The sequence below is a fragment of the Paenibacillus plantiphilus genome (assembly GCF_927798095.1).
GTDB classification, from domain to species: Bacteria; Bacillota; Bacilli; order Paenibacillales; family Paenibacillaceae; genus Paenibacillus_Z; species Paenibacillus_Z plantiphilus.
Genome location: NZ_CAKMMF010000016.1, coordinates 100,165 through 116,058 on the forward strand (window position 1 = coordinate 100,165; position 15,894 = coordinate 116,058).

The 15,894-nt window shown below is 46.7% G+C and carries 11 protein-coding genes; all 11 read right to left on the bottom strand.

All coding sequences use genetic code 11. The features are described 5' to 3' along the window. Positions 1–476 precede the first annotated feature (476 nt). Positions 477–2,087, bottom strand: coding sequence for a Tn7-like element transposition protein TnsE (locus L6H65_RS15130; protein WP_236343440.1), 1,611 nt, complete (start codon positions 2,085–2,087; stop codon positions 477–479). Continuing rightward, positions 2,075–3,850: a TnsD family Tn7-like transposition protein gene (locus L6H65_RS15135; protein WP_290370434.1), complete on the bottom strand. Its 1,776-nt coding sequence runs from the start codon at positions 3,848–3,850 to the stop codon at positions 2,075–2,077. Before L6H65_RS15135 ends, L6H65_RS15130 begins: the two co-directional genes overlap by 13 nt. A 10-nt stretch (positions 3,851–3,860) precedes the next feature. Then, positions 3,861–5,531 carry an ATP-binding protein gene (locus L6H65_RS15140; RefSeq protein WP_236343441.1) on the bottom strand — a complete coding sequence of 557 codons (1,671 nt, stop codon included), beginning with the start codon at positions 5,529–5,531 and terminating at the stop codon, positions 3,861–3,863. Continuing rightward, a complete protein-coding gene (locus L6H65_RS15145; protein WP_236343442.1) occupies positions 5,528–7,723 on the bottom strand; it encodes a TnsB C-terminal domain-containing protein in 2,196 nt (731 codons plus the stop codon). Before L6H65_RS15145 ends, L6H65_RS15140 begins: the two co-directional genes overlap by 4 nt. Before the next feature lie 5 nt (positions 7,724–7,728). After that, positions 7,729–8,556 (bottom strand): TnsA endonuclease N-terminal domain-containing protein, encoded by an 828-nt coding sequence (locus L6H65_RS15150; protein ID WP_236343443.1) that lies wholly within the window; start codon positions 8,554–8,556, stop codon positions 7,729–7,731. A gap of 422 nt (positions 8,557–8,978) precedes the next feature. Next, the gene (locus tag L6H65_RS15155) at positions 8,979–9,323 is read right to left on the bottom strand and encodes a helix-turn-helix domain-containing protein (protein WP_236343444.1); all 345 of its coding nucleotides are present in this window, start codon (positions 9,321–9,323) and stop codon (positions 8,979–8,981) included. A gap of 216 nt (positions 9,324–9,539) precedes the next feature. Next, a complete protein-coding gene (glmS, locus tag L6H65_RS15160; RefSeq protein WP_236343445.1) occupies positions 9,540–11,372 on the bottom strand; it encodes a glutamine--fructose-6-phosphate transaminase (isomerizing) in 1,833 nt (610 codons plus the stop codon). 37 nt (positions 11,373–11,409) lie between these two features. After that, the gene (locus L6H65_RS15165) at positions 11,410–11,721 is read right to left on the bottom strand and encodes a hypothetical protein (protein WP_236343446.1); all 312 of its coding nucleotides are present in this window, start codon (positions 11,719–11,721) and stop codon (positions 11,410–11,412) included. A gap of 374 nt (positions 11,722–12,095) precedes the next feature. Further along, positions 12,096–13,442 carry a phosphoglucosamine mutase gene (glmM, locus tag L6H65_RS15170; RefSeq protein ID WP_236343447.1) on the bottom strand — a complete coding sequence of 449 codons (1,347 nt, stop codon included), beginning with the start codon at positions 13,440–13,442 and terminating at the stop codon, positions 12,096–12,098. A 132-nt stretch (positions 13,443–13,574) separates the two neighbouring features. Next, positions 13,575–15,050: a CdaR family protein gene (locus L6H65_RS15175; protein ID WP_236343448.1), complete on the bottom strand. Its 1,476-nt coding sequence runs from the start codon at positions 15,048–15,050 to the stop codon at positions 13,575–13,577. Next, positions 15,043–15,882 (bottom strand): diadenylate cyclase CdaA, encoded by an 840-nt coding sequence (gene cdaA, locus L6H65_RS15180; protein WP_236343449.1) that lies wholly within the window; start codon positions 15,880–15,882, stop codon positions 15,043–15,045. Before cdaA ends, L6H65_RS15175 begins: the two co-directional genes overlap by 8 nt. Between the last annotated feature and the right edge of the window lie 12 nt (positions 15,883–15,894).

The window sequence follows — 15,894 nt, forward strand, 5'->3', positions numbered from 1 at the left end:
CCTTAGGAGTAATATCGTGCAAAGGTTGTACTACAAGCGTCGAGATAGAAAAACCATCCGGCCGCGCAACCTCAATAATGTTTTTCCCGTAGGCTCGGTCCATCACACCGTGAAGGCACTTTAAGCTGCTTTATAGAGTAATGTACAGGAAAAAGGACGCTGTAAGCCGCATGATCGACGCCGGAACGGTAGCTATCCATTGCTCGAATGCAGCCATACACCAATATTGCAGCAGATGATAACCGTAAACTTACGCGCATTATCTTCGTTATCGGCACCTTATACTGCAGATTTAACTTCCTCTGGCGTCAGAATCAATTGAAGGATGGACAGGATCGTGGTAGGCTTTTTCATGGAGTCGCCACCTTTCGGTTGAGTTTGTGTGGGTACAAACATTTTACCGAGTTGGCGACTCTTTTTCTTACATTTAGTGAATAATCAACAGGCATGAATTAAAAATATACTAGGATAGACTTTCAGTGTAATTTGCTTATTAGTCGATTTGCCCACTCCTTAACACTGTCATTTTGGTAATGCTTAACCTTTTCAATATTCAAATCCCTACAACGATTGAGTACATATTGATCCCAATGGCCACCTTTTTGGACCAATCCATCGAGAAGTTGTTTAATGTTTCGCTCAATTACCTTAAATGAGGATTGATTCATGGGACGGAGAATGAGTGTGGAAATGGACCAATTATCCGGTCTTGCAACTTCGACAATATAAGATGTTGAGGCTCTATTAGTCAACTGTACAATGGCACACGTCCGACGAGAGCCATCTATGCAAACAGAGAAACGCCTGCCGGGCGGCACTCTTACTACTGACATTCTCACGTTTACAGAAACCGTCTTCTTCAACATCTCAATCATCTGGAAAAATGGCTCTAAGCCAATTGCTTCAGAGGCCGGAATCGTTTCAAGTGTCTGAAAATCGATAGGAGGGGTATCTCCGCCAACCACGGAATCCTGTGTACTGACTTCCTTAGAAGCAGCTGCGTGTTTTCCACCACGTCCAGTCGAAACGATGACTTCATTTCCTGTATTCGAATGCCTTACACTTGAACGACGAGTTTCCACTACAGGATAATTGGCAAACCGCATTATTGTAGGAGAGGTTTCTAAAATATCTTGATTTGAATCCTCTTTGGCGTTGTCACTTTGATCGTTCAGCACAAAATCAGTGTTTTTAGAGCCTGGAATCATACGAATCGTTTTGTCGCCTGAGCTCCATTCGCGACGTTTCTTGGAGGGGTGCCAAAAGAGAATCTCATTTGATGGGTGCTGAAATCCGCCTATGGCAATAATCTCTTTGACCAACACGTAATCGATAAATTGCACTCCGCGAGTATGCATTTCAATAGGGCCTAAGGGCGGAAGATCAATGTTTAGAGGAACACCTTTCTTCAAAGTAGCAGTTGGATTATAGGGTGAACTTTTAACAGCCTGACCGAACATATTTTGATAAACGGAGTCCCACAATGACCGTATCATCGGGTCTGAGTAGATCCATGATAGATGGCGAACATTACTATCTGTAGCCAGTTTAGCTGGAACCCGATTACTCAAGTCGAAATGTAATGTTTCTCCCTGCCAATAGCTATTATCGATTAACAAGTCCAAGCCATGGGGTTGGAGCAAATAGTAGGCTAAGTACCTCGAGTTAATGAACAAGGCCCTTATTAATTCAATAACCGGTATACAGTATGTGAGACCATTCGTTTGGTACTGAATGATATTTTGCAACCCAAGCTCTGGATTTTTGCCAAAATCAATCAAACGCTTAGGCAACTTAAAGCCGTTCGTCACAGTCCCTTGGTTGAAGGCATCTATGGTAAAGTGGAATGCCGAACCATTCATTGGTCTAATCTGGTCATACGCCCCGTTCGAATAAATTTGACCAATGCGTAGATAAGGTATCGTGCCCCAGGGGTATGACACTACTTTTATCCCCTCGGCTAATGTTTTGAATGCTAGTCGAATCCGCCAATTTCCCTTATAATCCATAAACGGTGATCCGAACCAAACTAATTCCGCCTCGTGATTCTCCGGAAAAGGCCAAGATCTCAATGTCAATGCTGCCATGAAGATATCTCCTCTGATGATGTGAATAGGGGCAAAAGTCGGCTTTGACCGATGCATCGTTCAATCTCACCCGATACTTCTTGGGAGTAGTCCGATCTTAGTCCTGCAAGCTTCTCCAGCTTCCATCGTTTTATCGGCCACTCTCCTGAAAATCGTTCCGTAGCCCATCGTACTCTGCGTATCTGAAACTGTGATACGGATTCTATATAGATAGATAAAATACTCATCGTTACAGGGAGCTTATGTTGATTCTTCTCCAGCCAGCTAAGTCTGCCAATCCGCTTGCCGATCAGTGCAATCGTAATGCGAATAGGCTTTGAGATGAAGTCAGCCATAATTGCTTTACATTCCTGTTCAACCTCCCAGCTTAGCTCCAAATCACGCCTTTCCCAGTCTACGCGAATGAAGAGGGAATTCCTTGAACTAATCGAAGGAGAGGCAGTTCTAGCTCTCTTAGCATGCTTTGGTTTGAGTGGAACATCGCGTTCAGTCAATTTTCCGTTAGCATATTTGATAACTGTATTCGTATTCACTCCAAGCATCTCTGCGGCAGCACGATAGGAAAGCCCTTCTCGGATACATTGATTAAGCTTGTCTGACCATACAGAACCGAATGACTTGATTCTTCCTCGATAAAACTTGTCGACCTCTGTTCGATCAGGACCTCGGCGAGAGTAGGAGAAGCCGCATGAACACATGAAGGTCCCGACTGGCCGCCCTGTATCTGAGCAACGTGTGATATCACATTGCGTAACAACTAATTTCATATAATGATCAGCTGCCTTATTGAGACAAGGCCATGGATCTTTTCCAAATGGTGCGTTTATACCGTCCGTACGATCAAGAAATTCACGAAAAGATCCAAATAAAAAGCGAATTAGAAGCAGCTGTCGTAAAGGATGAATGACTCGTCGCGCTGTCCTCGTTGATTGCTCCAACCACGTATAACTGCTTTCTGTTGGGTCACTATCGAGTAGATCTAATAACTCCCGACTATAGAAAAGCACAAGCTGCTCACAAAGCTTTTGTTGGCGGATATGTGATGCCACCGTAACGTATCCCTTTTCTGCTAATCGAGGGTGGATAACCTGTCTTAAATCATATAAAGCCAGCAACTCGTCTTGCTGAACGAGCAAATAAATATCTTCAGCAATATCTGATAGGCGATTAATTAGCTTATCAGGTAAAACTTCAATGACTGGGGTTGAACGAAACATATGTCTGGAAATCGGCAAAACATTTAAACCATGCCTATTCGACAACGGATCTGTTAGTTTATGTAGAATTCTCCGATGATGAAGACAGAAATACACGCCTGGCAATTGATGAATTCGATGCCAATAGGGCTCACCGAAACTTTGAATGTCTTGATCATAACAGGAGGGGCATAACAGCAATCTATCGCTCCGATCAATCGTGCTTGCTGTTATTCCTACTAAAGCATGAATACCCGAGCCGTCCACGCTTCTCATCAGGCCTTTAACACGCTCCGCCCGTTTTGCCGGTAAAAAGGGGGCATAATACGGATAGAATGTGTGCCTATTAATCCATTCATCAACACTTAAAGCCTGTGAAACGCTTCTTCTCGATAGTGCATCAAGATGGCTTGGAAGGTCAATTGTAGGGATTACGTTGTCCGTCCCGAAAACTTCCCGTAGTGTCCATTTGGGACTCGTATTATTTGATCTTAAGTGATACCGGGAGATCACACTATACAATAGCTCGTCTGTGTATGGAATTGGGAGAGCGCACCATTCATTCAACTTTCATCACCTATCCGAGAAACTCCATTGGATTTTTAATATAACCCGTAGCTTTCAACGAATCATAGGCAGACAACTTCTTCTTACGGCCTTGGGAAACGATGACGCGTAAATCATTTGGTTCCGACGGCATAACCTTTGGCTTACTCTTGCTATGCTGTTGCGCTGAGTTACTCACCAAAGCAACTTGCTTCTGTAATGCGAATTTTAGCGCTTCTTTATGAAGGTCTATCTCATCCAACTCATGAAGGTGAACTTTTGTTACCTCTTCAGCCGCTTGAGAAGCAATTACTTGAGCCACACCAGCCTCGATTAACCAGGCACTGACCTCGTTTATCGTCTGTTCAGTGACGTCATAGCCAAGTTCTGTGCGAATCAATTCTAACCGTTCTGCTTGTCGTTGTTCAGCTTCAATGCGATCCAAGTAATCATCAATGGAAACACTGTCATAAATGTCAGCGAATTTCTGAATCTGCGCTTTCTTACCGGAACGCAGAGCTTCTAGAGCTGGCCTAATCAAGGTGAGTCGATCCTTTGCCACGGAGCGAATTAGCCCAGGCGTAACTGACTCAATTTCTTTATCTAAGGCTCTCCATTGCGTTAGCATGAATAACTTAATGGCAATATCCGATATTCCTTGTGACTCTTCATACATGACATCAATGAATTCTTGATCCAACTCGACTTTCTTGTCCGTCCACTGGTACTTCCACAACCCTTGTAGCAGCCAGGTCCATTCCTCATCATTCTTAAAGTGATGCCATGTTGCATCTCCTTGACCGCTGTTACGCCTAGCATTACGAAACTCGCCGTTCAGTGCAGGAAGGGCTTTATAAGTTCCGACAAGAATAACCGGCAGCCCAATGGTGTTAACTAATTGAACAAAGAAATTGAGCATTTGAGCAGCACGATCATCCTTGGCTTCTTGAAGATTCTGAATTTCATCAATGACAAGCACCCCAAGACAATGAACTGCCGCAGCTTGTGCCATCAGAGGCAGTAACTCATCCGGATTTTTGGTTACATTTTTCTTGTAATATTTTGTTCCAACGAGGCTGTCTACTGCTAACAAGAAATTAAGACATAGCCCCCTTATGGATCCATCGTGAGGGCAATCCATCTTCAACCAAACAATTTGGAAAGGAGCAGGCATGTCCTGCCCTCTATATTTGCGGTGCAGAATGACTTGCGGATACATTTGTAGGATTCGCAACAAACTGCTGGACTTGCCAATCCCGGATATGCCAACTAAGGCAAATCCAGCAGAGGTTGGAGTATTCACTGGGTAACCACTTGTATTGCCCTGCATAATGAGATCATAGGCGTCCTTGCGAGCTCTGAAAGCGTAATTTGGAGTCAGAGGGTTACGACCTACATAACCGTCACGAATAAGCCTTGAAATGCTCTGCTGAAGCTCCAAATGTCTGGATAACGGTCGAAAGAAGTCGCGTGATATACGTTGAACACAGTGCAACCGGAGATGAACGGGAAGGTCACGCTCCGAGGCATTGAAGATTGGCTTGGACGCCAATTTGTTCACAACCGTCTTATCATCCCAAATCGGTGGGAGAGCTTCGAGCAGTGGGTTATTTCGATAATCTTCAAGAAGCGGATCTTGGTAATCGGCTTCTACAAACTCGCCGCGGCTGAAATGGAATAACGGGACATCAAATTCGCTCATTCATCATCACCATCTTCAAGCAAATAAGCTTTTATTTTAGATAACTTGTCCGCTGGAGGAACATAGACTTGTTTAATCTCTGCCTTGTCGTCGCGTTTCAATGGAACTACGTTGTTTGTTGGATTGCTTGGTGTAGAGACTTTTTCAGACAACTGGAATGCTTCTTGTTCACGATTAGACGCTTTCTCGTTAGAACGCCGCTGTCTAGTGCCTTTAACACGCTTACTGTTACTTTCCTCGCTTTGCAGAATAGCTGCATCCGTTTTCTTAGTTGCCTCATCAACGATAGCCTTTGTTTGTGCATCGAGCTCAATTTTGGATAGCATGTTGTTTACTTCCTGATGTCGTCCTTGGTACCGCTCAATCTCGTGCAAATCTTCGACTTCCTCAATTCTCTTATTGAGGTATCGCTCTTCACGTTCTAGTAGAATACAACTCTCGAACAGGTGCCCTTCGTCTAACCATAAATAGATTTCATTCGTTGATCGAGGATCGTAGCAGACCTTTACCCGCCAAGTCTTGCCTGCTCTTGCCTTTACAAACCATTGTTCACGCATAGCCAATTCACAACTATAGTGCATACCCTTGAACTGAATACCTGCAGCAGTAACTGTTGCCTCACCTTGATACATTAGATTTAGCTTAACGATATGCTCCGGTTGTTTCTTAAGCCTTCCGTTGCGATTGATGATTCCCCAGTGCCACAAGTCTCTTGGAATAGGAGGTACTTCGTCAGCCACCATAAACTCATTCCTGTCATACCACAGCATGTGATGATCATTATTATGATAAAGGACAGTTTGAATCATAATTTTTGTAAACTCTCGAAGCGTTAACTTTGCATCCAAACGATAATCTCGTTGTCCACGTTCTCTATAGCGCTCTTTTATCGCTCCAGGAATGAATTGAATGCTCCTCAAGTTCGCCAATCTGAACTGTTGTTCAACGATGCCTTTCCAGTCGGCACGATACGGAGGGGCATTTTCCACATCAACACCAAGCACATCAATTAAGTGACTGGGTTTCTCCCCTTCAAGTTCTCCACGATCTGCTGTCAGTTTTTGCGGTAAATGACTGGATACCCATTCCTCAGGATAAATTTCGATCCCATATTGCGCACAGAACTTCACCTTATCAGTTGTCGTATTAGCTAAAGCCATCATGGCACCAATCCAACTTGGACCTTCAAGCCCAATATAAATACCAGCAATATACCGGCTAAAGACGTCAATAACGATATAAATAATAGGACGTCCAATGATCCACTCCCGGCGGTACTCACTGACCAAATAAACATCCGCAACAGTCGCGTCAATCTGAAATCTAGATCCTGGACCAAAGCTTTCAATCGTGGAGCTTCCTAGAATTGGCCGATAATCTAAAGCGTAACGTTTTTCTCCAAGCCGACTTTTTAGTGTATCCTCTAAGTTCATTTCTTTCCTGAACCAGTACCTGTACTGTCCAAAACTCGGCAACTTCTCAGGAGGGGGAAGGATCGGCACCAACGCTTGTCCATCTTGGCGAAATCCGGTAGCAAAAAACTTCTCCAGAGTTTTTTGGAATGCATGTTTGAGAGGTGCTTTCTGTTTATTGTTATAGAACAATCGGATGCCCGATCGTAGTAATTGTTTTGTCTCCTCGTCGATATTTACACCAACGGGCTCATCTTCAAATTTTCGTGGACGGCCTCGCTTCACATCACCTGGTAATCTCTCAGTTCCATAACTACCACTGTTATTGAAGTGCGGCAGAAGAGCATTTTTCATCTTTCCTCCTTGCCAGTATCTTCGTAAGTAGCGGTAAATTGTGCTTTTATGTAATCCAGTTTGCTCTTGTGATTCTCGCACTCGTGAACCTCGAAAATTCTTATCGAAACAAGCCGGTTCATCCAGAACGATTTCTTTGATCGCGTCCCACGATTTATCTCGAAGGCTCAAATACACATCATTTATGCCTTGATCCAATAACGGAATATTTCCATTTATCCATTCTACAAACTTGCAAAGATTAGATTCGAAGCCTGCCACGTATTCCAAATAAGTTTTCATTAATGGGAATGCCTTATCATCTTCCATTGCAATACTGAAGACCACGTCGTTAGAAGGGGAGATCCATAAAATACGTTCTAAATGCCGATCCTCTGAAGCGGACGATATCCATTCCACGACCATATTTTCACAAATCGCCTGCATTACAATCACCCGCCTTTTGCTTCAAGTCTATATTCAGGAGTCGCTATCTTAAACTCTTTCGCAGGAAGGGTCGGAACGATTCTTTCATTCATATTTAGAGACCACTTTTTACGTGCGACAAAATGACGGAACAATGCAAGAGACGTTCCAACTTCTAGTCCTAATCGTTCGTCGCAAGCTAAACAAGCCTTCGATATTGCCTCCCCGTCGTTTAAACGGGCAGCGAGCATTTGTTCTAAATTACGCATAGTAAACACACCCAGATCAGATACATCCTCGTTGTGATACTCCTTATGGACCCACTCAATATTTCTAATCAGTACATCCGGTAAATCGTGATCGATAATAATGCCCCAGTTTATATGACGCGTTTCCCAATAGACCCGCTCAATTTCAAACTTGGCTATCGTTCGCTCATCTTCCATTTCACTAAAGGGCTTCACAGTCCTTGCACAATCTTTGTCCCCGTAAGTGATCAGAAAATCCGTAGACATCACAATAGGAACGCCCGTCTTTGGATCGCGCGGATGATTTACTCCGATCTTTTCTGCAATCATCAAGGTTTCCTCAAGTGGCAGTAAAGGAAACTGCTCACGGATATCCGAAACCTCATCTGCATAGTCAAGAAGATAACAATAATCACGCTCGATATCCGAAAGAAGCTCGTGTCTTCGGCCTGTCGTCCAGCCTACGCCACGAGTTGCTCTGCCCTCCGATGGAACGTCCTGAATCTTGAGCCAAGGAAGATAGTCCTTACCGGTACCTTGACCTCTACCTTCCTTGATCATCTTTTCGATTTTCGTTTCGGATAGTTGCCTTTTTCGTTTTGCCATTCATTCACCTCAGTTGTTAGTAGGCTCATCCGAATGTCTCAGATCCTCTAAAATGGTTTCTTTCGCAGTCTGTCGCTGTTTCCTTAAAGTCACCAACCTTTGAAACTCCAGATAATACGCTTCGAGCTTCGCTGTATGAACAGGTATGTGATCTATCCGTATGCATATGACAGAATCCCCATTATCCAATAAGACATCTATCTGATCTGTCTGCTCCTCGTAACTTCTTACAGATACAGGCCAGCCTCCAATGAGCTCCGCTTGCTTAAACCACTGATGTCGAACAGCCTTAGAACAAGAATATATCCTCCCATCAAACCATATCCCGCTTGGAGTTACGATTCCTATGGCCAACTTTTCTTCTTTCATGGTAACACCCCGCATTTTCGGTAATGTTATCATGATTGCACTTTTCGGATTTTTTAATCCGTAAACGGATATTTATTTTTCCTTAGCTTGATATGTATGATTTCAAACAATTCATTTTTTTCGCGAGTAGGGAGGGATCGAATACTGTCGAGCAGCCCTAACTCATCATTTGTTACATTGGTTTGATTTGTAGAAGACTCAACATCTTCCGCAAGCAGCCAATTCAAATCGCATTTAAATTTATTTTTTAGTGCAATAATTGTTTCGCATGACGGGAGACAAACACCGCGTTCAATGTCGCTCAGTGTTCCTTGAGAGACCCCAATCCTGACCGAAAACTCTTTTTGATTTAACTCATTTGATTTTCGGATAAATCTGACTTTCTCACCGAGGTTCAACTCTATCAGCTCCAGAAAACAAAAATACCCCGTAATTAGTTACAATTACGGGGTTCAAGCTCATGATGTCTGTTATTCGGAGTAAATGCTGAAGCACCCAGCTAGTCTAATACTTTATTTACTCAGTCTAAAACTTTATTTTCGCAGTCTAACACTTTATTTTTCAGTCTAATACTTTATTTTCACTGAACACGAGCCTTTTCAAACACGAAGCCCCTACTCCACCGTCACGCTCTTCGCCAAATTCCTCGGCTTATCAACATCATGCCCAAGCGCCAGCGACGCATAGTACGCGATCAGTTGCAGCGGAACAACGGACAGCGCTGGCGCCAGGAGCGGCAGCGTCCGTGGAATAGCGAACATCTCATCCACCGATTTGCTCACTTCGCCTTCGTGGCCTGCGTTGATGACAGCAAGCACGTGAGCGCCGCGCGCCTTCACTTCTTTAATATTGCTCAGCGTCTTCTCATACAGCTGTTCCTGCGTAATAAGCGCGATGACTGGAATACCATCCTCGATCAAAGCCAGCGTGCCGTGCTTCAGCTCGCCTGCCGCATAGGCTTCCGAGTGAATATAAGAGATCTCCTTCAGCTTCAGCGAGCCTTCCTGAGCAACAGCGAAGTCCACGCCGCGACCGATGAAGAACAGGTTGCTGTGCTTGGAGATAGACTCTGCTACCTGCTTCAGCACGTTCGCCTGATCAAGAATGCTCTCGACCTGCTCTGGAAGCTGGTTCATCGATGTCAATACGTTCGCGATCCACTTCTCATCTCGCGTCTCCAGCTTCTCAGCCAGATACAGACCGAGCAGATAGAAGGCGATCAATTGCGAGGTGTACGCCTTCGTCGAGGCTACCGCAATCTCCGGTCCAGCTTGCGTAATGATCACATCATCCGCTTCGCGGGCAACAGAGCTGCCTACTACGTTCGTAATCGCCATTACACGCGCGCCATTGCGCTTCGCTTCACGCAGTGCAGCAAGTGTATCTGCAGTCTCGCCCGATTGGCTAACTACGATAACAAGCGTATCCGGCGTAATAATCGGCGAACGGTAGCGATATTCAGAAGCGACATCCGTCTCAACAGGAATACGCGCCAAATCTTCAATGACCGTCTTGCCGACCAGCCCGGCATGGAATGCCGTTCCGCAGGCAACGATCTGAACCTTGCGAATGCCGCGAATCTCTTCAAGCGTCATCCCGATTTCCTTCAGCGCTACTCTGCGTCCATCTTCAGAGATACGGCCCATCATCGTGTCACGGTAAGCCTTCGGCTGCTCATAGATTTCCTTCAGCATAAAATGATCGAATCCGGCTTTTTCTGCCGTTACCAAATCCCAATCGACATGAAATATTTCCTTGGAAATAATTTCGCCTTCAATCGTCATCAGTTCGACGCTATTCATCTTCAGAACAGCCATTTCACCATCGTTCAAAATATACACATCGCGAGTATGCTCAAGAATCGCCGGAATATCCGAGCCGATAAAATTCTCGCCATTGCCAATGCCAATAACGAGCGGGCTTGCGAGTCTGACAGCAACGAGACGATCCGGCTCATACTCAGTCAATACACCCAGCGCGAATGCGCCGCGCATCCGTTTCGCCGCACGCTGTACTGCTTTCACGATATCTCCGTCATATTCATCAGCGACAAGGTGAGAGATGACCTCTGTATCTGTCTCCGATACGAACTTATGGCCTTTCGCTACCAATTCATCCTTCAAATCGAGATAGTTCTCAATAATCCCGTTATGAACGACAGAGAATTTATGCGAATTATCGGTATGCGGATGCGAATTCTCATCCGATGGCTTGCCATGTGTCGCCCAGCGTGTATGACCGATCCCAACGGAACCGCGCAGCGGCTCACCACCAAGCTTCTCTTCCAGTACAGCAAGACGTCCCTTGGACTTGCGCACTTCCAAACCATTTCCCGTAAATACAGCAATGCCTGCGGAGTCGTATCCACGATACTCCAGCTTTCTTAGCCCATCGATCAAAATACCCTGCGAATCACGTTTACCTATATATCCAACTATTCCACACATATTAGAACAGACCTCCGTTTTGGGTGTATTTCCCATTTCAACGGATGCCAGCATCGTACAGTACAAGCTTACTTGGCTCTATGAGGTTTTCTGTCGTTAACGTCAGTATGAAGTCTCGTTCTACGAAGGAAACCAGTCTGCCAGAAGCCGCGCCTTCAGCCGGCATCACAAGCAAACAGGAAGAAAAATTCAAATTCAAATCCATGCGCAAACAACAGCCTTCCATGCTGTTTCTGCCACATTTACTATTCAGCATTTTGCCGACTCCTTGTGCGACCAGTTGCCCAATCGTTTTGAGATCTATCGGCTTACGGTTGAAATGCATAACCGGGAGGTCCCCGCCGAACAATCCGAACACCTCCACCTCGTCAGCTTACCGTCCGCTATCCCCACTGTTCAACCAACAACTAGTGTGACAACTGGCCCGCATAAGCTCTGGCGCTTTTCACTCGACAACATCTTCCCTCGCTTTCCATTTCTGAATCATACTCCCTATCATATTCATTTTCATGCTGAGGTGCAACTACAAATTTTATCAATTTAACGAGCGAAAGAGCATCTGACTATGTATCCTTCCACGCCATGAATCAAACGTCATGACTGCCATTAGCCCCTAAGACTCATACTTATAGCGTCCAAAAGCAAAGACAGTCCCAGAAAGCTGCACCATACCTGCCCTGCTTCCCGGGACTGCCATCCACAACTGATTACATTCAGCTAGCCTTATGCGCCGCCGAGCTGTTCTCTTACCGTATCCGCGATCCGCGCTACGTAAGCCTCCACCTGATCCTTCTCAGGTCCCTCCGCCATGACGCGAATAAGCGACTCCGTACCGGATGCGCGAACGAGAACGCGACCATTATCGCCCAGCTCCCCTTCAACCGCAGCAATAGCGGACTCGATAGCCGGATTGTCCTTATACAGGCTCTTGTCAGCGACACGCACATTGACGAGCACTTGAGGGAACTTCCGCATCAGCGTCTTCTGCTCACTCAGCTTGCGGCCAGAGCCGACAAGCGTATTCACAAGCTGCAGTGCAGTGAGAATGCCATCGCCCGTTGTATTGTAATCGAGAAAAATAACATGACCTGACTGCTCCCCGCCCAAATTAAAGCCGCCGCGACGCATTTCCTCCATCACATAGCGGTCGCCGACTGCGGTCTGCGCCGTTTTGAGACCAATCTTCTGAGCGGCCTTGAAAAATCCGATATTGCTCATAACCGTCGTCACAACAGTATCGCCCTTCAGCTTGCCCTCCCGCTTCATCGCATCGCCGCAAATGCACAGAATGAAATCGCCATCGACTTCCTCGCCGTTCTCATCAATCGCAATGAGACGGTCAGCATCGCCGTCGAACGATAAACCGAGCGCCGCGCCATGCTTCAGCACTTCTTCCCGAACATATTCGGGATGGGTCGAGCCTACGCCATCATTAATGTTCAGACCATTCGGCTCAGCGCCAACCGTGATGACCTCAGCGCCAAGCTCGCGGAATACTGCAGGCGCCAGCGAATAAGCCGCGCCATTCGCGCAATCCAGCACAATCTTCAGCCCTGAGAACGAATGCGATACCGTCGTTTTCAAGAAATCCAGATACTTTCGTCCAGCCCGCTCATCAACTGTCACCGTACCGATATCTCCGCCTTCAGGGCGAGGCAGCTCATCAACGGCCGCATCCATCAATCGCTCGATCTCATTTTCTGTCTCATCAGACAGCTTGAAGCCGTCACCGCCAAAAAACTTAATGCCGTTATCTTCAACCGGATTGTGGGACGCCGAGATCATAACGCCAGCATCTGCCCCCATCTCGCGGATCAGGTAAGCGACTGCTGGCGTCGAGACAACGCCCAATCGAACAACACTGGCGCCGATCGACAGCAGTCCCGCAATAAGTGAAGCCTCCAGCATCGGCCCGGAGATCCGTGTGTCCAGACCGATGACAACTTTAGGCTTATCTGCTTTTCCTGCAAGTACATATCCGCCGCAGCGGCCAATTTTATAAGCAAGCTCAGGCGTCAGCTCACGGTTTGCAACACCGCGAACACCGTCTGTTCCGAAGTATTTACCCATAGTTCTGTTATCCCCTTTGAACGTTATAATTGCCTGTTGATCCTGTTATGTATAGCAAGGAAGCGCCAGACCCGTTATGATCCTTCTCCCGGGCTCCTTGCTCCTATCGCAACAGGCTGCAGCAGCCATGAGTCAGCCGCCGCCTGTACCTGTTCCTGCATCTGTTGAATGATCTGAAGAATTGCCCTCAGCGTCATTGCTCGCTCCATCTCCAGCATTAGCATTCGTTCCGCTTGCAGCATCAGGCACAGGCTCATTCGTCGTCCCATTCCCCTCAGGCGAGCCCCCATTGTTCGAGGAACCACCTTCACCACCATCCTCGACGCCTTCGGCAGGCGCGCCATCGACAGCCTCGCTCTCTCCCGGAGCAGCGACCGCCGTGGCGTCGGTAATCTCTACCGTTACACGAAGCGGAACGGCTGAAGCATAACGAATGAATCTCGGCAGATGAATATCTACCTGCACAACATGAGTGCCGGGACCAAGCCCGTTCAGATCAGCGATAAGCTGCACATCCTTGGGACTGACACCTGCAAGTATATTGGCGGCTCCCTCTATAGGAAGATCGATCGTACCGTTAGTTGGAACGGTTATCGCAGCTTTCAAGCCATCTGACAGACCGATATTCGTCACCGGAAGCTGAGACAACAGCTTCGACTCTGCTTTAACAATACGATAGCTCACAGTGACGGTTCCAGGATCGACGGTCGCAATCCCTTCCTCGGGTTTAATGTCGAGTTCAATCGTACCTGATTGTGTCAGCTTGGACAAGTCAATATTAAGGCCATCGTAAAAATCATACTTATCGAGCACGTCTTGCGGACCATATACCGTGACCTGCTCCACATTCGGCTCAAAGGAAGCGATCGCAAGGCCTGCCGGCAGCGTTCCTGTGAATCCAAACTGCAAAGGCAGCTTCTTGAACGGCTTCGTAATCGGTATTTCGACCTCGACGACACTTGGATTAACGATGGCATCCGTCATCTCCTTGCCATCCTTATCGAGGACGACCAGCTTCACCTTTTTCTGCGTAACCGTCTCTTCTTCACCCTCAACCGAGATCCTTGCGCCTACGAAGCTTACTTCATCCATCCCATCCTCAGGGAGCGTCACATGAACACGATTGTTCGGCTTCACGATCGGAGTTCCGAGCTTATACCCTTTGCCCGGCAAGCCTTCTGTCTTAATACTAACCTCATACTCCTTGGTCAGCATCTGCTCCAGCACGACAGTCACCGTCTGAGGCTCCACACGGACATAATCGATTCCCCTTGGCAAATCCACCTTAACCGGCAGCGTGCTGCTTCCCTCTGCTATGCCGGATACGTCTACCGTCACCTTATAATCATCCGGCGATGCAGACAGCAGGTCAGATTTCGAGCCCGTTACCCTCAGCTTCACAGTCGATGGCTCCAGTAGACGCAGCGTATATTTCCGTTCATCCAGACCCGTAACTTTTATTTTGACAGCGGCGATATCCTGCGTTTCCGTCAGGGATGCCACCGTATTGGGCGACTCAGAATCAAAATGAACAACCGCCCACAGAATCAAGCCGATAATCAATGAAATAATTTTCAAAGAGGTGGGGTGGTTGAGCCATTTATCCATTCTCGCTCCCCCCTTTCCGTCTCCAGAGGGATCGTTTAGTACTGCCGCCCTCCCGCTCCTTCACCCTTGGATTCAATTCCTCGAACAGCTTGGTGATCAGCGACTCTTCCCGAATATCGCGAACAATCATCCCGCCGACAGCCAGTGACACCTGTCCCGTCTCCTCCGATACGATGACCGACACCGCATCACAGACCTCAGTGACCCCGATAGCAGCCCGATGACGAGTTCCAAGCTCCTTGCTTATAAAAGGGTTCTCCGACAACGGCAAATAGCAGCCTGCCGCCATAATCTGATTCGCCCTAATAATAACAGCGCCGTCATGAAGCGGTGTATTCGGAATGAAAATATTAATAAGCAGCTCCGAGCTTACGATCGATTCCATCTTGATCCCCGACTCCACATAATCCGATAGACCTGTGCTTCGCTCGAATACAATCAAAGCGCCGATTTTCCGCTTCGACATATAATTAACAGCCTTAATAATTTCAGCGATCCGGTCTCCAAGATCACGCTCCACTACAGAAGAACGGCTAAAAAATTTCCCGCGTCCCAGCTGCTCCAGCGCACGGCGCAATTCCGGCTGGAATATGATGAGGACCGTCATGACACCGAAGGGGAACATCTGATTCATGAGCCACTTGAGTGTGTACAGATTAAACCAGGTACTAAGGGCCCATGTGCCGATGAGGACAAAAATCCCCTTAAGCAGCTGCACCGCTTTCGTTCCCCGTACAAGAAGAATCAATTTGTAAATAATATAACTGACAATGGAGATATCAATGATATCCTTAATCCATTCATTCCATGTCAGATCGGCAAAATAGCTCATATACTAACCCCC